This window comes from Paenibacillus graminis (genome assembly GCF_000758705.1).
Lineage (GTDB): Bacteria > Bacillota > Bacilli > Paenibacillales > Paenibacillaceae > Paenibacillus_AQ > Paenibacillus_AQ graminis.
The window spans coordinates 6,668,053-6,687,994 of the sequence record NZ_CP009287.1 but is presented as its reverse complement, the minus strand read 5'-3'; the positions used below and the strand labels follow the sequence as shown (position 1 = coordinate 6,687,994).

General features: G+C 52.4%; 15 protein-coding genes and 1 pseudogene. 9 read left to right on the top strand and 7 right to left on the bottom strand.

The window, feature by feature from the left end; genetic code table 11:
- The first annotated feature begins 610 nt into the window (after nt 1-610).
- The 4 genes from mobA to PGRAT_RS28950 all read left to right on the top strand — a co-directional run bounded on the left by mobA (nt 611) and on the right by PGRAT_RS28950 (nt 4,903).
- Nucleotides 611-1,276 carry a molybdenum cofactor guanylyltransferase gene (mobA, locus tag PGRAT_RS28965; protein ID WP_025705389.1) on the top strand — a complete coding sequence of 222 codons (666 nt, stop codon included), beginning with the start codon at nt 611-613 and terminating at the stop codon, nt 1,274-1,276.
- Nucleotides 1,277-1,368: 92 nt separating this feature from the next.
- Nucleotides 1,369-3,234 carry an ABC transporter ATP-binding protein gene (locus PGRAT_RS28960; RefSeq protein ID WP_025705390.1) on the top strand — a complete coding sequence of 622 codons (1,866 nt, stop codon included), beginning with the start codon at nt 1,369-1,371 and terminating at the stop codon, nt 3,232-3,234.
- Nucleotides 3,164-3,841 (top strand): response regulator transcription factor, encoded by a 678-nt coding sequence (locus PGRAT_RS28955; protein ID WP_025705391.1) that lies wholly within the window; start codon nt 3,164-3,166, stop codon nt 3,839-3,841. The genes PGRAT_RS28960 and PGRAT_RS28955 overlap by 71 nt, the downstream gene beginning before the upstream one ends.
- On the top strand, nt 3,842-4,903 hold the full coding sequence (locus PGRAT_RS28950) for a sensor histidine kinase (protein WP_025705392.1): 1,062 nt from the start codon (nt 3,842-3,844) through the stop codon (nt 4,901-4,903).
- On the opposite strand, the pseudogene PGRAT_RS28945 reads toward PGRAT_RS28950, so the two are convergent.
- The 3 genes and pseudogenes from PGRAT_RS28945 to PGRAT_RS28935 form a co-directional block, all read right to left on the bottom strand.
- Nucleotides 4,900-5,642: pseudogene (locus PGRAT_RS28945) on the bottom strand (SDR family oxidoreductase). The gene PGRAT_RS28950 and the pseudogene PGRAT_RS28945 overlap by 4 nt on opposite strands.
- 30 nt (nt 5,643-5,672) lie before the next feature.
- Nucleotides 5,673-6,281: a TetR/AcrR family transcriptional regulator gene (locus tag PGRAT_RS28940; RefSeq protein WP_025705393.1), complete on the bottom strand. Its 609-nt coding sequence runs from the start codon at nt 6,279-6,281 to the stop codon at nt 5,673-5,675.
- Nucleotides 6,282-6,694: 413 nt separating this feature from the next.
- Nucleotides 6,695-8,284 carry an aminotransferase-like domain-containing protein gene (locus tag PGRAT_RS28935; protein ID WP_244884042.1) on the bottom strand — a complete coding sequence of 530 codons (1,590 nt, stop codon included), beginning with the start codon at nt 8,282-8,284 and terminating at the stop codon, nt 6,695-6,697.
- Between the two features lie 311 nt (nt 8,285-8,595).
- On the opposite strand from PGRAT_RS28935, the gene PGRAT_RS28930 reads away from it, so the two are divergent.
- From PGRAT_RS28930 to PGRAT_RS31350, 4 genes are all read left to right on the top strand, one after another.
- Nucleotides 8,596-9,213, top strand: coding sequence for a LysE/ArgO family amino acid transporter (locus tag PGRAT_RS28930; protein WP_025703405.1), 618 nt, complete (start codon nt 8,596-8,598; stop codon nt 9,211-9,213).
- A gap of 175 nt (nt 9,214-9,388) precedes the next feature.
- The gene (locus tag PGRAT_RS28925; protein WP_025703406.1) at nt 9,389-10,783 is read left to right on the top strand and encodes a helix-turn-helix domain-containing protein; all 1,395 of its coding nucleotides are present in this window, start codon (nt 9,389-9,391) and stop codon (nt 10,781-10,783) included.
- A gap of 398 nt (nt 10,784-11,181) precedes the next feature.
- Nucleotides 11,182-11,361, top strand: coding sequence for an aspartyl-phosphate phosphatase Spo0E family protein (locus tag PGRAT_RS28920; protein ID WP_025703407.1), 180 nt, complete (start codon nt 11,182-11,184; stop codon nt 11,359-11,361).
- A 77-nt stretch (nt 11,362-11,438) separates the two neighbouring features.
- Nucleotides 11,439-12,740 (top strand): helix-turn-helix domain-containing protein, encoded by a 1,302-nt coding sequence (locus PGRAT_RS31350; protein WP_025703408.1) that lies wholly within the window; start codon nt 11,439-11,441, stop codon nt 12,738-12,740.
- A 366-nt stretch (nt 12,741-13,106) separates the two neighbouring features.
- Here PGRAT_RS31350 and moaA read toward each other — a convergent pair whose 3' ends face one another.
- Nucleotides 13,107-14,108, bottom strand: a complete 1,002-nt coding sequence (moaA, locus tag PGRAT_RS28910; RefSeq protein WP_025703410.1) for a GTP 3',8-cyclase MoaA — start codon at nt 14,106-14,108, stop codon at nt 13,107-13,109.
- A gap of 390 nt (nt 14,109-14,498) precedes the next feature.
- On the opposite strand from moaA, the gene PGRAT_RS28905 reads away from it, so the two are divergent.
- Nucleotides 14,499-15,194, top strand: coding sequence for a TorD/DmsD family molecular chaperone (locus tag PGRAT_RS28905; protein ID WP_025703411.1), 696 nt, complete (start codon nt 14,499-14,501; stop codon nt 15,192-15,194).
- 202 nt (nt 15,195-15,396) lie between these two features.
- On the opposite strand, the gene PGRAT_RS34740 is transcribed toward PGRAT_RS28905, so the two are convergent.
- The 3 genes from PGRAT_RS34740 to PGRAT_RS28895 all read right to left on the bottom strand — a co-directional run bounded on the left by PGRAT_RS34740 (nt 15,397) and on the right by PGRAT_RS28895 (nt 19,883).
- Nucleotides 15,397-15,480 (bottom strand): putative holin-like toxin, encoded by an 84-nt coding sequence (locus PGRAT_RS34740; RefSeq protein ID WP_219214875.1) that lies wholly within the window; start codon nt 15,478-15,480, stop codon nt 15,397-15,399.
- Nucleotides 15,481-15,657: 177 nt separating this feature from the next.
- Nucleotides 15,658-18,855 (bottom strand): efflux RND transporter permease subunit, encoded by a 3,198-nt coding sequence (locus tag PGRAT_RS28900; RefSeq protein ID WP_042267569.1) that lies wholly within the window; start codon nt 18,853-18,855, stop codon nt 15,658-15,660.
- Between the two features lie 98 nt (nt 18,856-18,953).
- On the bottom strand, nt 18,954-19,883 hold the full coding sequence (locus PGRAT_RS28895; protein ID WP_025708403.1) for a TetR/AcrR family transcriptional regulator: 930 nt from the start codon (nt 19,881-19,883) through the stop codon (nt 18,954-18,956).
- Nucleotides 19,884-19,942 lie beyond the last annotated feature (59 nt).

The following is a 19,942-nucleotide window of genomic DNA, read 5'->3' as shown; positions in this document are numbered from 1 at the left end:
GTAACATTTTTGTACAGATGAGATTGGCTTGCAGCCGTTCTAGCCTGCCGGATGATAGCGTCCCCTCCGAACATAGAGTAGCACAGACCCCTGCAAAATCAACAGTCTGTTTTTTACTATATAGGAAATTGCGATTACCACCTTTGCCGATAAATAGGCATGAAGTTGGGGAACAGTTGACGTGAATTCAGCGAATTCACCCATAAGAGCGGAAATCCGCCGGATTCGTTAGCCTTTTCCGGCTCGCGCTGGCGGAGAAGCAGGTGAACAACAATCAATAGTTGGAGAAAGGGAACTTGTTTCCCCTAGAAATCAACAGAAGAGGAATTTAAGTGGAAAAAGGAAAACTAATTGAGTGGTTCTATCCACTCAGGAGCGAAATGAGCAGAATTAGTGATCCTTTTTCCACCTTGTATTGCCGCCGGATTCATGAAAGGTCCTCCAGGCCCAGGCAGCGCTAAATTGAAATCCGGGACAGCTGCGTTATCCGGTGAAGGGCGGCGTAGTCGGTTTGTTCCTGTTCTGCTGCAGGCGTCAGCTGTTCTCCCGCTGTAAAGTCTGATACGATAACTTCAGAATGCTACAAATATGAGAGCCGGGAGGAGAAAAGATGCCACAGTTCACGGGGATTTTGCTGTCGGGAGGATATTCCAGACGAATGGGCCGTGATAAGGCGCTGCTCGAGCTTGGCGGCAGAACAGTCATTGCCCGCCTGGCGGATGAGCTGTCCAAGGTGGCCGCAGGTACAGTCATAGCCTGCGGGGAGCAGGAGCGGGAGGCTTACCGGTTTTTGCAGCTGCCCCAAATCATTGACCGTTATCCGGGCTGCGGCCCGCTGGCCGGACTTCACGCGGCGCTGTACCAAGCCCCCACGGAATGGAGCGTGGTGGCTGCCTGTGATCTGCCGTTTGCCTCAGCGGAATTTATGCGGTATATGATGGGTTCGGTTGAAGAACCTAGCCGGGAGCTTGTGCCTAATTATAACGGGGATTGCCTGCAGGTTGATGCTGTAGTTTCAGTGTCCAATTCCGGCCGTGTTCAGCCGCTGCTTGGACTCTTCCATAAGCGCGTGCTGCGGGTTCTGGAAGAAGCGCTGCAGGGGCGGCGGTTCAGAGTCATGGAATGCCTGGACGCTCTGGAGGTGCTCTATATTCCGGAGGCAGGCTTCACGGGCGGCCCGTCAGGGCCTTCCCCTTTGTACAACATGAATACACCGGAGGATTATGCCGCAGCTCTGAAGCTGGTTTCCGCACCGGCGGATGATTCCTCTGTTTAATTTCAGTTTACATTGCCGGGTTACAGTAGAGTTAAGGCGGCAGGGGACCCCGGAGGTCCCTGATATCGATCCGCTGGAAAAGGGGAACATCCATGAACAATAATCAATCTGATAAGAAACAGGGGGCGTCCCTGAAGTCGTTTCTGAAGCTCCTGCACAGCGCCAAGCCTTCGTATGGGCTATTGGTGTTTGCTGTTGCGCTTAGCATGATATCGACCCTGGTGGGTCTTGTGATACCCATGTTCACCAAGAATCTGGTGGACGGCTTCTCCCTGGCTTCGATCAGCAAGCTGCAGATTGCCGGGATTGCCGGGGCTTTTATTGCCCAGACGATCGCCGGAGGGATCTCGATCTATCTGCTGAATTATGTCGGGCAGAAGGCTGTAGCGGGACTGCGGGACCGGTTGTGGCGTAAATTTCTAGTACTGCCGGTAGCTTACTACAACGACAACCGCACCGGAGAGAGTGTCAGCCGGATGACGAACGACACAGGGATTATCAAAACTCTGATTTCAGAACATTTAGCGAGCCTGTTCACCGGGGTGATCTCCATCGTCGGCTCGATTGCCGTACTGCTCTATCTGAACTGGCAAATGACGCTGGTGCTATTCACAGTACTCCCGTTATCCGCACTGATTCTGGTGCCGCTGGGCCGGCAGATGTACAAAATCTCCAAGGGTACCCAGGACGAAACCGCATCCTTTACCGCTACGCTCAGCGGGGTCTTGTCCGAAATCCGGCTGGTGAAATCCTCAGGCGCGGAACAGAAGGAATATGAGGCCGGACGTACCGGAATCATGAACCTGTTGTCCTTCGGCATCCGTGAGGGCAAAATCAGCGCCATGATCAGTCCGCTGGTCTCCTTTGTATTTATGATGCTGCTGGTGGTCGTTATCGGCTACGGCGGAATGCAGGTGTCCTCAGGCGCGCTGACGGCCGGGGAATTGGTCGCTTTCATCCTGTATTTGATTCAGATTGTGATGCCGCTGACCCAGCTGACCCAGTTTTTCACGCAGATTCAAAAGGCCAAAGGCGCTTCCGAACGGATCATTGAGACCCTTGCGGCCGATGAGGAGATCTACGAGGGGATAGAGGAAGCCAAAGGAGCAGAAGAAGCCATAGTGATCGATAATTTGAGCTTTGGCTACACAACAGGCGACCCGGTGCTTAGCGGAGTAAGCTTCTCCATGCAGCCGGGACAGGTAACGGCGATTGTCGGACCGAGCGGCGGCGGCAAAACGACGCTCTTCTCGCTGCTGGAACGGTTCTATGAACCGCTGGGCGGAGGGATCAGGCTGGGGTCGAAGCCGATATCGAATTTCTCTCTGCGTTCCTGGCGCAAGCAGATCGGCTACGTATCCCAGGAAAGCCCGCTGCTCTCCGGCACGATTGCCGATAACCTCACTTACGGCCTGAACCGGGAGGTTGGCGTGGAGGAGCTGCGCCGTGTGGCGGCGATGGCCTATGCCGACGGCTTCATCAGTGAGCTTCCGCACGGCTATGATACCGATGTCGGCGAACGCGGGGTGAAGCTGTCCGGCGGACAGCGCCAGCGGATCGCCATTGCCCGGGCGCTGCTGCGTGATCCGAAGATTCTGATGCTCGACGAAGCGACCGCAAGTCTCGACAGCCAGTCGGAGGCAGTGGTGCAGAAGGCCTTGTCCAATCTGATGAAGGGGCGGACGACGATTGTCATTGCGCACCGGCTGGCGACAGTTGTAAATGCGGATCAGCTTATCTTTATGGAGAAGGGCCGGGTTACCGGCAGGGGAACACATGAAGAACTGCTGCGGGAGCATGAGCTGTACCGGGAGTTTGCCGAGCAGCAGCTGCAATTGAATACACCGGTGCTTCCGGGCGGCGGTGAAAAGGAGGGTTCTGCGAAGAATGGCCAAAATCCTGGTAGTGGACGACGATCCGCACATCCGCGAATTGGTGGAAGTCTTTTTGAGAGCTGAAGGCATGGAGGAGGTATACGGTGCTTCCGATGGTATTGAGGCGCTGCGGCTGCTAGAGGATAATGGAGTGGATCTTGCAGTCATTGATGTCATGATGCCGAATATGGATGGCTGGGAGCTGTGCAAGGCGCTGCGCCGGAGCTATGATATTCCGATTCTGATGCTGACGGCCAAAGGCGAAACCTCGCAGATCGTCAAAGGCTTCGAGCTGGGAACCGACGATTATCTGGTCAAGCCGTTTGAGCCTCCGGTGCTGATCGCCAGGGTCAAAGCCCTGCTGAAGCGGTACCAGATTTCTGCCGCACAGAGCGTAAATGTAGGCAGTTTGCGCATGAACCGCAAAACCTACGAGGTGACCGCAGATCAGGGAAGCATTACGCTGCCGCTGAAGGAGTTTGAGCTGCTGTTCAAGCTGGCCAGCTATCCGGGGCAGACGCTGACGCGCGACCGGCTGATTGAAGAGATCTGGGGATATGATTTTGAAGGAAATGAACGCACGCTGGATGTGCATGTGGGCCGTTTGCGTGACCGTTTTCCCGCGGAGAACTATGGTTTTGCCATTCGTACGGTCCGTGGTCTGGGCTACCGTCTGGAGGGGGATAAATAGATGGGCGGAAGCAGAGCCGGAGAGATTGTGAAAAGGGTCATGGGGATAATCATGGTCATCGCAGGCTTCTATCTTTCCTGGAACGGCGGGTATTTCGGACTAAAGCTGCTCGAGAAGCATTTTAACTGGTCCCTTACGCCCTACAGGTTCCAATTGCTGACCATGCTGCTCCAGTTTCTCATTCTGTTCCTGTTTGCCGCCATCGCGGCACTGGTCGGACATCTGAGAGGAGACGAACGGACCTTTTATCTCCAGATTATTACAGCGATCCGGCAAATTTCCAAGGGGAATTTCAAGGTGGAGCTGGAGAACGACAGGCGTTACGGGCAGTTCGGCAGTATTGTTGAAGGCATCAACGAAATGGCCAGCGAGCTTAGCCGGATGGAGACGATGCGCCAGGACTTTATCTCCAATGTCTCGCATGAGATTCAGTCCCCTCTCACCTCGATTCGCGGCTTCGCGCGCGCCCTGCGGGATGAAGGGCTGAGTGCGGAGAGCAGGGCTCATTATCTCGACATCATTGAAGCAGAGGGCAGCCGCCTCTCCGGCCTCAGCGACAATCTGCTGAAGCTGTCAGCGCTGGAGGCGGAGAGCTTTCCGTTCGAGCGCACCGCGTACCGGCTGGATAAGCAGCTCCAGGAGATGATTCTGGCCTGTGAGCCGCAGTGGCTGGGCAAGAATATCGACGTCGAGGCTGAACTGGATGAGGTTACTGTCCAAGCTGTAAAAGACCTGCTGAGCCAGGTATGGACCAACCTGCTGCATAACAGCATCAAATTCACTCCCCAGGGCGGGATGATTACGGTCCGTCTGCGGACCCTGGATAACCGGGTGGAAGTCGAAGTCAAGGATAACGGCATCGGGATTGCCGAGGACGAGCTGCCCCGCATCTTCGAGCGCTTCTATAAGGTGGACAAAGCCAGAAGCACTAGTGAAGGCGGAAGCGGGCTTGGCTTGTCGCTGGTCAAAAAAATCGTCGACATCCATGGAGGCGGCATAACCATCACAAGCCGCCCAGGGGAAGGGACGGCTTGTGTAGTCGTTTTGCCTATACAGTCTTAGATAAATCCGCCGTTCACGCGGAGCGTCTGGCCGGTGATCCATCCCGACTGTTCTGCTGCAAGGAAGCTGACCACTCCGGCAATATCCTCCGGCTGGCCCAGGCGTCCGAAGGCATTGGCCTTCTTCAGTCCCTCAAGCTGTGCTTCCGATTTGCCCTCCAGGAACAAGTCTGTGGCGACAGGGCCGGGAGCAACCGCATTGATGGTGATGCCTTTGCTGCCGAATTCCTTGGCCAGCTGGCGGGTGAACTGCTCCACGGCGCCTTTGGTACCGGCATAGATACTGTAAGCCGGGAACATCTGCCCATTGACCGAAGTGGAGAAGTTGATGATGCGCCCGCCCTGTTCCAGGTGGAGAAAGGCCTGCTGGCAGGAGAAGTAGGTTCCTTTGACGTTAATCGCGAACTGCTTGTCGAACTGTTCCTCGGTGGCCTCCCCAATCAGGCTGTTGATCATAATTCCTGCGTTGTTGACCACAATATCGATTTTTCCGAATAATGCCTTGGTATCCTTATACAGCTGCTCAATCTGTGCAGGTTTGCTGATGTCGGCCTGAAGCGCCGCAGCGGTTCCGCCTTGGGCTTGAATGCCCTGGACCACCTCTTCGGCCTGTTTCGGGCTGCTTGAATAGTTAATGACTACCGAAGCACCTTCTTCCGCTAATCTCTCCGCGACACTCCGTCCAATGCCTCTCGACGACCCGGTAACTATTCAACCTTGCCTTGCAGGGATTGACTCATTTGACATACCTCCTGATATGTTGTGGATTATTACGAATGCTGTGAAGCGGCAAGTCCGTGTTCCAGAAGCAGCCAGAGCTGCTCGAATTCCTGGTCTATGCTGACGCTCCGCCATTCATGGGCATGAGCCGGATGATGGAATCTTAAGGTTGCATGGAAAAGCGAACGGGCAAGCGATTTGGTCTCCGCACGTTGTGCAATCCGTTTCTGTTGAATTCCTCTGGCGATCAGGATGCCCATCTGCTCCACTATCCGCTGGATATGCACCTCAATCAGCTCAGCGGCTTCCATAGTAACGTCCGTGTACATCTTGAACATTTCACTATCCTGCTGGGCATAGTGACGCTTCAGCTCAATCAGCCGGGCAATATATACCTTTAGCTGCGCGAGCGCATTGTCTGCCGGGGCCTTCACAATCTGCTCCAGCGGGACAACGATCTGCTCTTCCAGCCAGCGCTCCGTTACCGCCTCCCGCAGAGCCGCCTTGCTGGGAAAATGGCGGTAAAGCGTGCCATGGCTGACCCCCAGCAGCTTGGCCACATCGGTTACCGAGGTCTTGTCAGGCCCGAAGCGGCGCAGCGTCTGTTCGGCGGCGTCCATAATTTCCGTTTTACTTAAAAAGGAGCTTGATTTGCTCATGGGTCCGACCTCCTCTGTGTAAACAGCATATCACTAAAGTAATCAAATGACAAATATTATTATTTGTCATTTGATAGTGAGAGGAGGTTATATAATGCTCAAGAACGATGACCAAGAATCCCTGATGGATGTTCTGATGGATGGCTGTTCGCAGCGCTTGTTGGAAAAAGGGAACTTATTTCTCCTCGGAATCAACAATCTTAAGATTTAAATGGAAAAAGGAAACTTAATTGGGGAATATAACGCCATTTAGGCCTAAGGTGCTGAAATAGTTAACCTTTTTCCACTTGATATTGCCGTAGAGGTCACACTAAACCAGAATCCAAAACGGCTACGCTGTCCAGTGAAGGACAGCGTAGCCGTTTTGTTCCTTTAAGGATAACTCATATAGTGAATTTAGCCGGCAGCCCGGTTCAGGAACCGGGCTGCCGGAGCTTGCGGATCAGTCCGGCCAGCAAAGGGAGGCCATGCTCTAATTCGGTGGTGGAGGCGTAGACGTAGGACAGCCGCAGATGGCGGCTGTCGCCCCGGTCGTACAGATCGCCGGTGTTCAGCAGCAGCCCGGCCTTATGGGCGGCGCGGAAAAGCGTCCGCAGCGGCACCGGCTTGTCCAGGGACAGCCAGATGTAGAAGCCGCCCGCCGGCACGTTCCATGCAGCCAGTCCGGCAAAATGATGCTGCAGCAGTGCAAGCGCAGCATCCCGCCGCTGCCGCAGCCTGGCCCGCAGGCGCTGCAGATGCTCTTCATGATACCCGCCCTCCAGCCAACGGGCGGCGGCGAGCTGCGAGAGCGAACTTGCCCCGTAGTCGGTCTGCATCTTAATGTCGGCCAGCCGGCGCACGACAGGCTCCGGGCCGACGATCCAGCCGATGCGCAGCCCCGGACTGGCGGATTTCGACAGTGTGCCGAGATGCAGCACTCTGCCATCGCGGTCCAGCGCCTTTAGCGGCGGGGGAGGCGGCGTGTCGAGCCAGAGCTCCTGATAGGCTCCGTCCTCCAGGATGGGCAGGCCCAGCCCGCCGGTCACATCCATAAGCTCCTGCCGCCGCTGGGCGTCCATCAGGATGCCCGTCGGATTATGGAAGGACGGGATGCTGTACAGCATAGCCGCCTTGGTCCGGCAGGCTTCCCTGGCCAGCCGGTCCGTTAGCAGTCCATGCTCATCCATGGGCAGGCCGCTGAACTTCACTCCTGCGGATTGGAAGGCATGGATGGAATAGAGATAGGAAGGCTTCTCCAGCAGTATGGTAGAGCCGCGCGGCAAAAGCCCAACCGCTATCAGCTGCAGGCCCTGAAGTGCTCCGGAGGTGATCAGAATAGAGTCTGGATCAGCCTGTATGCCGTTCTTCGCCAGCTCGCCGCTTACGGCCCTCCGCAGCCCCGGGCTGCCGAGAGGTTCTTCATAGGACAGCGGCGGCAGCGTCTGCCGGGAGAGCTCAGCCAGCACACGGGTCATGGCTTCGCCGGGCAGCAGCCCGGGCGACGGCTCACCGGTGCCAAGACGGATCAGCCCCTGCTCATATTCCAGGCGGTTGATATCCTGCACCGTAGGCAGATTGGGATAGTGGACGCCCTCTTCGACATAAGAATTCCAGCTTCCGGCAGACTGGACTGGCAACATCCCTGTCCCGTCACCCGTTGAAACCGCCCGGTCACCGGACGCATCCGCCCGGCTACCGGACGCAGCCGTCCTGTCACCGTACGAAACCGACCCGTCTGCGGCGGCCCGTAAATCGACCACCCGGGTCCCGCCGCCCCGCCTGCCTTCAATCAGTCCCAGTGCCGACAGTTCTCCCAGCGCAGTTACCACTGTGCTGCGGTTCACACCCAGCTGGCGGCACAGCTCGCGCTGGGGGGCCAGGCGCATTCCGGGCGGCCAAGCGCCACTGCGGATTTTATCCATGTAATAATTGGATATTTGTCTGTGCAGCGGAAGCGCTGATGCCGGGTCCGGTGTCCATGATCTTGCCTGTATCTGTTCCTTTTGATGTTGATTGGTCAAAATACCAGCTCCTTTGCGAGGGTCTTGCGGTTTTATGCTCTGCCAATACTCTGACTTGATCTGACGCCCATCCTTTATTGAGAATAATGCGGGCGGGAAAGGCAAGAGTTCTTCTCTGGAGTATACCACCTTTGACCTGTGCTTTTTAGTTTGGTTGGGCAGCACTTGGAGAATTTGGCTGGTTACGAATTCTGCTATCGCGGTGTACGATCAGTCCTGCGGCGGAGAAGGGGAGTGAATCCCGCATTCAAAAACAGCCCGTTATTCACCAGCTTCATTCACCCCGCAAACAGACTGAGAGGAGCAGACTAATGCTGGAAGCCATTGTGCATGGAATCCTATTGGCCTTTGGGCTGATTTTGCCGTTGGGCGTACAGAATATATTTGTTTTTAACCAAGGGGCGCTTCAGCCCCGGTTCCGCAGTGTGATGCCTGTAGTTCTTACGGCGGCTGTATGTGATACGCTGCTGATTGCCGCGGCCGTCGGTGGAATTTCGCTTGTGCTGCTCTCCGTGGAATGGGTAACGCCCATCGTGTACGGTGCAGGAATCCTATTTCTGTGCATCATGGGCTGGAAAATCTGGAGCGCAACGCCGGGAGAGGGGTACCGGGAGGCACGGCTGCTCTCGCTAAAAGGCCAGGTAGGCTATGCCCTTTCTGTGTCTCTGCTGAACCCGCATGCGCTATTGGATACAGTGGGTGTCATTGGCACCAATTCCCTGCAGTATACCGGTGCTGAACGCTGGGCGTTTGCGGCTGCCACGGCGGGGGTTTCCTGGATGTGGTTTTTGAGCCTGGCGGCGGCTGGCCGGGTGCTGGGCAGATTGGATTCCTCCGGCAGGGTGATCCGGCTGCTGAACACCGCTTCAGCACTGTTGATCTGGGCCATTGCGGTGTACATGGGAGTACAGCTCTGGCGGTCATTTTGACGTGTTCCCCCTTGTTTCATAAGGAAATGGCAACCCTGTTGCCTAAATTTTAAAATATTTTGCGCTGTTCACTTTTTAGACCAATCTGGCATATTGACCATTGGAATATTATCACATAGGATTACAGTTATACAGACAAAAACCTATTTTCTGGGATTCGGAAGGAGGTGTATCCTTGGAGTCTACAGTCACGATTCGAGATCAGCTAGCGGACTATTTATCTGAACAGAGCATGTCCATTAATCAGTTCGCAGACAGATGTGGCATTAATTCCGGGACACTCAGCCGGATTGTAAAAGGCAATCAGCCGATAGCTATGAGTCACTTGGAGTTAATTACCAAAGGGATGGGGGAGGTGGAGGATCACTTTTTCAGCTTGTATGTAGATGAATGCTTCTATTATTCGGCACCCACCTGGCGGCGGCTGCGGCCGTTTATGATCCGTTGTGCTGAGCTTGGGCGCATGGATTGTATTGAACGCATGGTGCAAATTCTGCTCGATAATCTGAACAATGTGCCTACGCTGTTTGAGGTGTCTGAAGGATTATTCGAGCAAGGGCAGTGGCAGGCGGCAGCATTGTTATACAAGAATGTGAGCGCCAGCGAGAAATACCAGTATTCCGAACGTCTTGCCGTGTGTCAGTACCGCTTGTTCCGTATTGCGCTTGGTGACGACCAGAGCGAAAACCTGCGGGCGGCAACGCTGTTCGAACCTTATGTTCCCCGGTTGGATGAGGCGGACCAGTTGGATGCTTTGAAACATTTAATGAATGTTTATTATTCTCTGCATCAGTGGCGGAAGATGGATGAGCTGGCTCAGGAATTACTAAGGCTTGCCAAGATTAGATACGATCTTCAGTATAATTCAGAAGGTAGATTCCAAAAAGAAAAAAAGCCTGAAAAGCCGTTATGCCTTTATATACTATATGCGCACCTTATGCGATCGATTGTGTATGAGGAATGTGGGGACTACAATTCTGCTTTAGATCTTGTACCGATTTATACGGATGGAAGCTGGATACAAGAAGAAAGCGAGGAAGTGAAACGAACCTTAGCTCAGTTTCAAGAATGGGGAAGGGCAAATACTTATTTATATCGCTTGTTAGGTGGGCAATCGGAAGTCTTGCCTGATTATGTTGATTATATTTCCACTAGGAAAGGCGAAATATTTACAGCCCTTTCTAATGTTATTAAATCGGCAAATCGATATTCTTGGAACGTCGATCACATTTTGGAGCGTTTTTCTGCCTATATCCCTTACCGGGTTCATCAAACTGAGTTTGGCGAGTACAGTCAGCAAGTAATAGCAAATCAATATGCTAGTTTCCTTGCTGAGTTAGCAGAATATTACTTGCACAGTCAACGAAAAGAAGGAATTTACTATATACTACATAGTTTGGAGTATTCAACTAAGATAAATAATGAGGCTATTGTCATCAGATGTGTCGACTTATTTGAACAATACCGGCACATAGCAGCAGAGGCAGAGAAGGCTCAATATAAACTTTTAATAAGAGAGGTGCAAAATTTGTATGGTAAAAAAAATCATAATGCTGTTAGCTTCATGTAGCTTAGCTATCTTAATTATTTTGCCTAGTGGTACTGTTAAAACTGTAGAAGCAGACACTTCCCAATTGCTCATCCAACCGACGGGACATGGTGGTGGCGGAGCTTAAAGTTCAGAAAATTCTAAAAGCAAAGTTTAAAATTGCTACCTGTATCAATTAAGAAAAAGTCTTTTTTATATATTGAGTTGCTAATACTGCTGTATCTTGTTTCTGTTTTCGATCATAAAAATACATTAACAAATAATATACCAACGACGTTCCTGTTAACAGGGGCGTCTTTTTTATAGTAGCCCCTTTGCGAATCCTTTACCACTGTAAATTGTTAGGGCGCTGCAACCATATTATTACGATATAATTTTACATAATTATCTAAAATATTGCATAAGGAGGCGAAACTGATATGGATAATGCTGTATTCATTAGAATTCGTATTGAGCGGGCAAGACGGAAACTTCATCAGATGCAAATGCAGTATGGTGGTTTCAGCCATCCTAAGTTGCTTCGGCAATCGGTAGAATTGGACAAGTTGCTGAACAATTACAGTAATATTCCTATGCAAGAGAGACGCCCGCCCGCTTAAGTGGCATTTTTCACTATGTAACTTCAAATAAAGGATATTGTGTCCTGATTATAAGTACGAATAAAGGTGGTATGGACTTGGAGCATACAGTCACAATTCGGGATGAGCTATGGGCGTACTTAACACAAGAGGGTTTGTCAATTAACAGGTTTGCTGCTCTCAGCGGTATTCATTCCGGGACTCTCAGCCGAATCATGAAAGGCCGGCAGGCGATGGCTATGAGCCACTTGGAACGAATTACCCGGACTATGGGACTGGCAGAGGACTATTTCTACAGTAAATATGTAGATGAATGTTTGTATGATTCGGCACCAACTTGGCGGCGGCTGCGGCCTTTTATTCTGCGTTCTGCACATCTTGAACGTCTGGATTGCATTGAGCGGCTGGTCCATGGTCTGCTGGACAATCTGGTCTATGCGCCACTGTTGTTTGATCTGGCGGAAGAACTTTTCCAGCAGGATAAGCATCAGGCCGCTGCAATCATATATGAGAATGTGGCAGCCAGCGAGAAGTATCAGCATTCGGAGCGGCTGGCGCTTTGTCAGTACCGTTTGTTTATGATTTCTTTGGGAGATGACCCTCAACAGAACTTGATAGAGGCTACTTTATTTGAAAACTATGTGAATCGGCTGGATGAGGCCTATCAGTTGGATGCTATAAAGAAATTGGTACATGTATATTATTCACTACATCATTGGGAGAAAGCAGAGGAACTGACGCAGGAATTGCACCGACTCGCTTCTATTCAATATAATTTACGCAGTCGGGCAAACCATAAGAATAACAATAACGCTGCATTAGAAAGGCCGTTATATTTTTATATCCTATACGCACAACTTATGCGTTCATGTACCTATGAGGAACGCGGAGATTACAAAACTGCTATAGAACTTGTGCCACTTTACACAGATGGAAGCTGGATACGGGAGGAAGGAGAGGAGGTAAATCGAATTGTTGCCCAATTTAAGGAATGGGGGACAGCTAATACTTATTTAAATCGCTTGATGGATGGACAAAAAGAAGTGTTGGAAGAGTATGTCGACTTCGTCTCAAAAAGAGAAAATGAGATTTTTACAGCCTTGTATAAGATTGTAGAGACAGCTAACCGTTATCATTGGGATGTGGACCACATTTTGAAGCGCTTTTCATCGTATATTCCTTATCGCAGATACTCGGGTATATTTACCAAACGCGATAAACACGTCACCGATGATCACCACGCCCGGTTCCGCAGCGAACTGGCTACCTATTATTTAGCGCGCAGGCGCTTTGGGGCCAATGAAATCGCCATGCGCAGCGTAGACCTTTCTGCTGAAGTGGATCATGAGCGCAATGTGATTAAAGGCACGATATCGGTGGATTTTGAGATCAATATTTAGCAGGCATAGGGTGAAGTTAATGCTGAATAAGCTGATGGCAGTTTTATACGGACAGGAGAAGCGTTATTTTGCAAAAACAGGGTACTTTTCTATCTATGCGGACACAGAATCCGTTAATTGGCTTATCGCGCGTGAGTTTGGGCTATTTTTCTTGATACAAGGCCTTCTGAGTCCACATCATCGTAAAAAAATGAGCCTCATTTCGCATAATAGGGTCATCTGAGTCCGGAAGGCGCCGGGGGCTGAGGGCGAACAATCTATGGTGTCATGCAGCGCACAAGCAAGAAACTCAGGCTGAGCATAATGATGTTATATCCAATAAACGGCAGCGCGATCCCTATATGGATGGCCCTGCCGTTTATGCATCTAGCCCCCGATCTGCGACATGCGCCGCACGGTTGGGGTATGGCTCTGCGCTTTACGTTCGAGGGCGAGTGCCATTTCGTGGTTATGCGGCTTGTTGCCCAAGGCTTTGCGGAATAAGGCCTGCACGGCTGCGGGATCGCTGGTCAGAGGACGCACATTGTATTCGTCCGCCCAGTAGAGGCAGGCCTTGATATGCCCGTCTGCCGTAAGGCGCAGCCGGTTGCAGTTGTCGCAGAAATGCTCGCTGACGGGATGGATCAGCCCGAAGGTTCCGCGCGCACCAACCACCCGCTGGTTCTGTGAAGGGCCGTTGCCGGACGGCATGTCCGCCTCTTCCGTAGCCCAGCCTGCTTCATGGCAGGCTTCAACTACGGTTTCCAGCGGCAGATACGTCTGGCGCCAGGCATCGCTTGCGCTGCCAATGGGCATATATTCAATGAACCGCACATTTAGCGGGCTGTTCAGGGTCAGCGAGATGAAATCCTTGATCTCATCATCGTTGATGCCCTTCATGAGCACAACATTGAGCTTGATCGGGGAGAGGCCCGCCGCCTCCGCAGCTTCGATTCCCTTCAGCACTTTGGCGACTTCCCCGCCACGGGTGATCATGGCAAAGCGGTCCTGGCGCAGGGAATCCAGGCTGATGTTCACCCGTGACAAACCCGCCTGCTTGAGCAGGGCGGCTTTGGCGGGAAGCATCAGGCCGTTGGTGGTAAGGGAGATATCCTCAATGCCCGGGATCGCGGCAATCATGGAGACAAGCTTGTCCAGATCCTTGCGTACCAGGGGCTCACCTCCGGTCAGACGGATTTTGCTTAGCCCCAGAGGGGCGAGTGCTTCCACCACAGCTGTAATTTCCTCGTAGCTCATAATCTCGTCCTGGGGCTGGAATTGCATTCCTTCCGCAGGCATACAATAAATGCAGCGCAGGTTGCAGCGGTCTGTAACCGATATGCGCATGTAATCATGCAGTCGTCCAAAAGGGTCCGTCAAGGGTTCCATGTTGTGCTCCCTTCAGCATGTATTTATTTTAAATTTTAAAGAATGTTGGCAGCCACGTCAATGCGACATGGCTGTGGCAGTGTACCGTAGATTAATTGGAAGAGGGTGACCACAGGTACAAGGAATAGAAACAAGACAACCTAAATAATATGTGACGAAACCGAAATGGCAAAGGCCAATTTTGACAGAAGTGCGACAATTTCGGGGAATGGTCATAGAATGCTCACCGAAAGCGTTTCACTTTTCCGATATAATCTAGGTGCGGAAGTAATATCAGTTTACATTCCACTCACTTTTGCGAAGAGCACAGCTATGATTAGACCGGATAACGCGCGCCTTGTAAGAGATAGGCGATAAGCGCCCGGCAAACCAATAGGGAGGATTTGCAAAATGACTATACCAACTGTTCCATCGCTCGTCGTGCCGGAGGCATTCAGCCGTTGGCTGGAAAGCCGGGGATTAATATATCAGCTATTAGTGGATTTTTATGGGCGAAAGCCTAGCCTGTCGCTGGTCGCCCAGTGGATTCGAAACCGCAAGCTTGGTGTCGCAGCGGATATGACGGAAGGCGGACGTGAATTGAAACGGTACCTGTGCAGCCAGGAGCCTTCGGCGCTCCCACAGATCTGCGAGCGGGAAAACCGGGAATACATGCGCCTGATGAATGAACGTGCAGCCAGCACTATTGTAGCACGTGAAGCAGCAGAACTGGGCCGTGAGGAAGAATTCTGCAACGTGCTCTCCGATGTGTATGCGTCGGCGGGGATTGTCTTCAAGAAATGCGGCGGTGAAGCCGATGACCATATTTCCATTGAACTGGAATTCATGGCAGTGCTGCATGAGCGTATGCTGTACAACAGCTTCTCGATCCGCAGTGCCATGGAGCTGCTGGAGATTCAGGAACGTTTCCTGGAAGAGCATCTGCTGAGATGGACGCCGCAGTTCTGCGAACGTCTGAATGCTGCCACGGATAGTCCGCTCTATCTTGGCCTCAGCCATATGCTGGAGGAATTCCTGCCGCAGGACCTGCTGATGCTGCGGGCCTGGAAGACTTCGCTGGAGAGCAGCGCGTCGGCAATGGCGTAAACGGAGCTGGGCTGGCAATTATCTAGCGTGAGCGATTGAAATACAGGATCAGCATCAGCATGTTATAATAGAGCCAGAACAAGCGTAAAATAAAGAGAACCGTGCGCTAACACGGTTCTCCGGTGCAACAGCCGCTTTTAAGGGCGGTGGCTTAAAAGGTGTTTATGGACAGAGATAGACCGTTTCCTTTGGGCAGGGCGGTCTATTTCTTTTTGAGGTAGTTTAGCAGTGCTATGATGAACATGCCGAACATGAACATCAGGGACAACGCTTGATAGACCTCCATGGCCTCACCTCCCCTCAAGGAGATTAGCCGACCGCCCATATAAGCCTTTCCATTGCTTGTGTGACTATACCATGAATAATCATAGGTAGGATATAACATTTCTCCAAAAACAAGGCACCCTTCCACATAAGGAAGAGCGCCTTGTTTTTTTATTATTTCAATTGGCCATTAAGCCCCTTATTCATACACCTTTTTGCTGCGGAATTTCATCAGGAACTCATACACTACCGGCACGACAACCAGGGTCAGCAGAGTGGAGCTGACAAGACCGCCGATAACTGTTACTCCGAGGCCCTTGGAGATGATGCCGGCGCTGTTTTCGAGACCGGTTACGAGCGGCAGCAAGGCGCCGATGGTCGCCAGTGCGGTCATCAGGATCGGACGCAAACGGGTCGCTCCGGCTTCAAGCAGGGCTTGGCGTGTAGACATCCCTTCTTTTTCCTTGTGGATTACACGGTCGATCAAGACAATCGCATTGGTGACAACGATCCCGATCAGCATCAGTGCGCCCATGAGCGCAGAGACATTGAGTGTTTCTCCTGCCAGCAGCAGGGCAACCAGTGCACCGATGACGGTGAACGGCAGAGAGAACAGGATCGCGAACGGGGCCAGACCGCCGCCGAAGGTAACCACGAGCACGAAGTACACGATGGCAATGGCAGCCGCCATGGCAATTCCAAGCTGTCCGAACGTATCGTTAATCTGCTCGGTTACACCGCCGAAGGTGACGGTCACCCCATCCGGCAGATCGAGCGCGTCGATTTTTTCCTTGACGCTGTTCGAAGCACTGTTCACATCATTTGAGATAATCTCGGCGGTGACATCGACCTTCATTTTACCGTCTTCGCGGGTAATGGTGTCTGGCGAAGTCCCGTTCTCAATCTTGGCTACCTCACCAATTGGCACCGTAATGCCCAGCGGGGAGGTCAGTGTAGCCTTTTCCATTTCCTGAATGCTGCTGTACATGTCCTTGTCGGTTTCAATGTAGACATTATAGTTCTTACCGTCCATCGCTACCTCAGTCAGCACTGGGCGGGTACCGGCGGGACTAAGCTTCATGGCAATTTGTCCGGCGGTAAGGCCGAGGGAACTGAGCTTCGCCTGATCGGCGACGATGGTGTATTGATCATAGGCTTCGGAGAGACTGGTCTTTCCATCTTTGAAGTTACCGGTGTCAGCCTGGACGATGCCGGCAATTTCGTCGGCTACCGGCTTAAGCTGATCCAGACTGTCGCCAAAAATGTTCACGGTCAGCGTATTGCCGCCAAGGCCACCGCCTGACATGCCGGACATATCGCCCCAGACCCCATCAGGCACCTCTTTGGTCAGTCCTTTAATCAGGTTTTCTTTGACTGTATCGAAGTTAGGAGTATCACTGTCATAGGTTACATAGAACAGGCCCGAATTGCCGGAGCCCATACCGAACGGGCTGCTGCCGCCAATCGAATACTGCATGTTATCCAAATGCTTTTGGGCCAGGATATATTTCTCGGCTTTCAGTCCCTGCTCCTTGACGTCTTCCAGCGTCTGTCCAGCCTTCGGGGAGAAGGTGAGCATTACGTTCTTCTCTTCCTGGGAAGGCATGAAGCTGACACCGATGGGTTTGATCAGGAACAAGCTGCCCACCAGCAGAAGCACGGCAACGCCGAAGGTAATCAGCTTATGGGAGAGAGACCAGTTCAGAATCTTCTGATAGCCGGCAGCCATTTTGCCCGGCTTCTCGCTGTGGCTGTTCTTGCCTTTCTTCAGGCCGTTGCGGAACAGCGTATGTGCGAGTGCGGGCACCAGGGTAATGGCCACTACCAGTGAAGCCAGCAGAGCGAATACCATCGTGAGGGCAAAAGGCAGGAACAGCTCGCCCACCATACCGCTGACAAAAGCGAGCGGCAGGAATACAGCAATGGTAACGATAGTAGAGGACATGATCGGCACGAACATTTCACGTGTTGCCGCGCTGATGAGCTCCCGTCCGCGCAGCTTCTCCCCGGACAGGGTCAGCCGCCGGAAGATATTCTCAATGACGACAATCGAGTCATCCACGACACGCCCAATGGCGACGGTCATTGCTCCCAGGGTCATCATATTTAAGGTAATGTCCATCTGGCGCAGGCAGAGGACCGCAATCAGCAGCGACAATGGAATAGAGATGATGGAAATAATTGTCGAGCGGATATTCCGCAGGAAGAGCAGAATGATCAGCACGGCGAACAGGGCGCCAAAGGCAGCCTTGGACAGCATGGTGTTTACGGAATCTTCAATCGGCTTTCCTTGGTCCAGCAGAACCGTAAGATCCATCGATTTGTATTGCTTCTTCAGTTCATCCGTCTTGTCCTTGACGCTGTTAACCACATCTACTGTGTTGGCATCATTGGCTTTTACGATCTGAATCCCGATGGATTCCTTGCCGTTGGTGCGGGATATGGACTCCGATTTCCCTGTAACCTCGATATTGGCCAGCTCTCCCAGCTTGACGGTTGGCAGTCCGGTCATAGCTGCTCCGCCGGCTGGACTGCCAGCGGCATTCCCGGCTGCACCCGTTGCTCCAGCTCCGCCAGCGGCACCCGTACCTGCAGGCGTGCCTGCGCGTGCCGAAGCTCCGCCACCTGCACCCGTACCCGGTGCGCCGGATGGCACAACTGGAATGCTCAGGTTTTTCAGATCATCAACGGTAGTGACATTGCCGTCCACTACAACGGCTTTCTGCGACTCCTCCATTGTGAAGAGCCCAAGCGGCACGCGCAGGGAAGAGCCTTGAACGATTCCTTTAATAGTATCCTCGGTCAGCCCATACTGTTTCAGCTTGTCCTGGTTGAACTTGAGCGTAACTTCTTTGACATATTGTCCGGCAATCTGCACGGAGGCCACACCTTCAATATCTTCCAGGGCCGGACGGATATCATTCTCGGCGATGCGGGTCAGGCTCTCCAGGTCGGAGGAGCTGTTGTCGGACAAGCTGAGTGAAATGACCGGCAGGGAGCTCAGGCTGAACCGGGAAATCTGCGGTTTCTGCACATTATCCGGGAGGGTAACTTCATTCAGCGCCTCACGCACAGCTGCCGTAGCATTATCCAGATTTGTGCCATAATCAAATTCAATGGTGATGCTAGAGGCATTTTCGAGCGAGCTAGAGGTCAATGTCTTCACGCCGTCCACATTGCGGAGCTTCTGCTCCAGCGGCTTGCTGACATCGTTCACCACGCCCTCAGGTGCGGCCCCCGGGTAAATGGTTGTAATACTGAGATAAGGGATGCTGATATTAGGCAGTGTTTCCTGCTTCATGGTCAGGCCGCTGTATAAACCGGCGAACACGATAATGATGGTCAGAAGCCAAATAGCGAATTTGTTTCTGAGCGAAAAGTTAATGAGGCTTTTCATAAGTTACGTTTCTGCTCCTCTCGGGCCTTCCGTAGGGAACGCCTCCAGTATAAAATCTGCATGTACTGCCTATCCGTCTTTCTCTCTCTCTGCTGCCGCTATATGCCTGGTTCATGAAAACCGCATACACCCTGCATGTGAAACGAACATAGCTTCTTCAGATCCTCCAGCTGCGGATGAACCGCAGGATAGCTCTGGAGGTTGCCGATCATCCCCTGGATAATCGCCTTGCGCGGATGAGGCATGAGTATTTCGCTTTCCAGAATGGCTATCGATTCCAAGGCATCCTCCGTACTGTGCGGGTCAACACCCGGGCCGGCATGTAACCGTTCCTTCATTTCTTTGAGGAGCTGCAAAGGATTACGGTGGCTGCTGCCTTCATAATTCTCCATCCAGCTCTCCAGGGCTACGGATGAGAACAGGGGAGCCGGCCGGCCGGCGTGGAGACCTGCTACCACGATGTCCAATACATCCACCAGATGGTTGGCAAGACGCGGAATGGAAACGAAAGAGTCGTGGTTGAACAGCAGCCAGATATAGGAATGAATCATTCCATGCCCGAGCAGGAACAATTCTCCTGTATAAGGCATGATCTCCTTTCCATATAGGGTCTCCAGCTTGTTCTGGCTCCACTTCAGCAAAGGACCATTAATCTTGCGCAGCCATTCGGGAGCATCTGTCATTCCTTTTCCGGCCAGTTCCTGGAATTGCCGCTGGAAAAATTCACGCAGCTCATACACATGATGAAGCAGAATCTCAACCTGGTTGCGCAGCTTCTCGCGCGGCGTTCCTGAACTGTTCTGTTCTTCCTGCTGCAAGGGATCGCGGATCATGCGAAAGCAATATATATAAATGCTGCGTTCCAGCTCCTCCTTGGATTTGAACACCAGATAGAGACTGCCCTTGGACATCCCGCATAACTCGGCAATCTCCTGCATCGAAGTGGAGGACGAGCCTTTCACAGCGAATAGCTGCATGGCTGTTTTGATGATTTGCTCCTTTTTATTCGTAGTTTTATCAGCTGCCAAAGAAAGCGACTCCTCTCTGACTTGAGAGTTCTGTAATTGACTCCTTAGTCGAACCGATT

Bases quoted from the DNA above. Each gene is read 5' to 3' on its own strand.
- mobA (WP_025705389.1), top strand. From the start codon at position 611: ATGCCACAGTTCACGGGGATTTTGCTGTCGGGAGGATATTCCAGACGA.
- PGRAT_RS28960 (WP_025705390.1), top strand. From the start codon at position 1,369: ATGAACAATAATCAATCTGATAAGAAACAGGGGGCGTCCCTGAAGTCG.
- PGRAT_RS28955 (WP_025705391.1), top strand. From the start codon at position 3,164: ATGGCCAAAATCCTGGTAGTGGACGACGATCCGCACATCCGCGAATTG.
- PGRAT_RS28950 (WP_025705392.1), top strand. From the start codon at position 3,842: ATGGGCGGAAGCAGAGCCGGAGAGATTGTGAAAAGGGTCATGGGGATA.
- PGRAT_RS28940 (WP_025705393.1), bottom strand. From the start codon at position 6,281: ATGAGCAAATCAAGCTCCTTTTTAAGTAAAACGGAAATTATGGACGCC.
- PGRAT_RS28930 (WP_025703405.1), top strand. From the start codon at position 8,596: ATGCTGGAAGCCATTGTGCATGGAATCCTATTGGCCTTTGGGCTGATT.
- PGRAT_RS28920 (WP_025703407.1), top strand. From the start codon at position 11,182: ATGGATAATGCTGTATTCATTAGAATTCGTATTGAGCGGGCAAGACGG.
- moaA (WP_025703410.1), bottom strand. From the start codon at position 14,108: ATGGAACCCTTGACGGACCCTTTTGGACGACTGCATGATTACATGCGC.
- PGRAT_RS28905 (WP_025703411.1), top strand. From the start codon at position 14,499: ATGACTATACCAACTGTTCCATCGCTCGTCGTGCCGGAGGCATTCAGC.
- PGRAT_RS34740 (WP_219214875.1), bottom strand. From the start codon at position 15,480: ATGGAGGTCTATCAAGCGTTGTCCCTGATGTTCATGTTCGGCATGTTC.
- PGRAT_RS28900 (WP_042267569.1), bottom strand. From the start codon at position 18,855: ATGAAAAGCCTCATTAACTTTTCGCTCAGAAACAAATTCGCTATTTGG.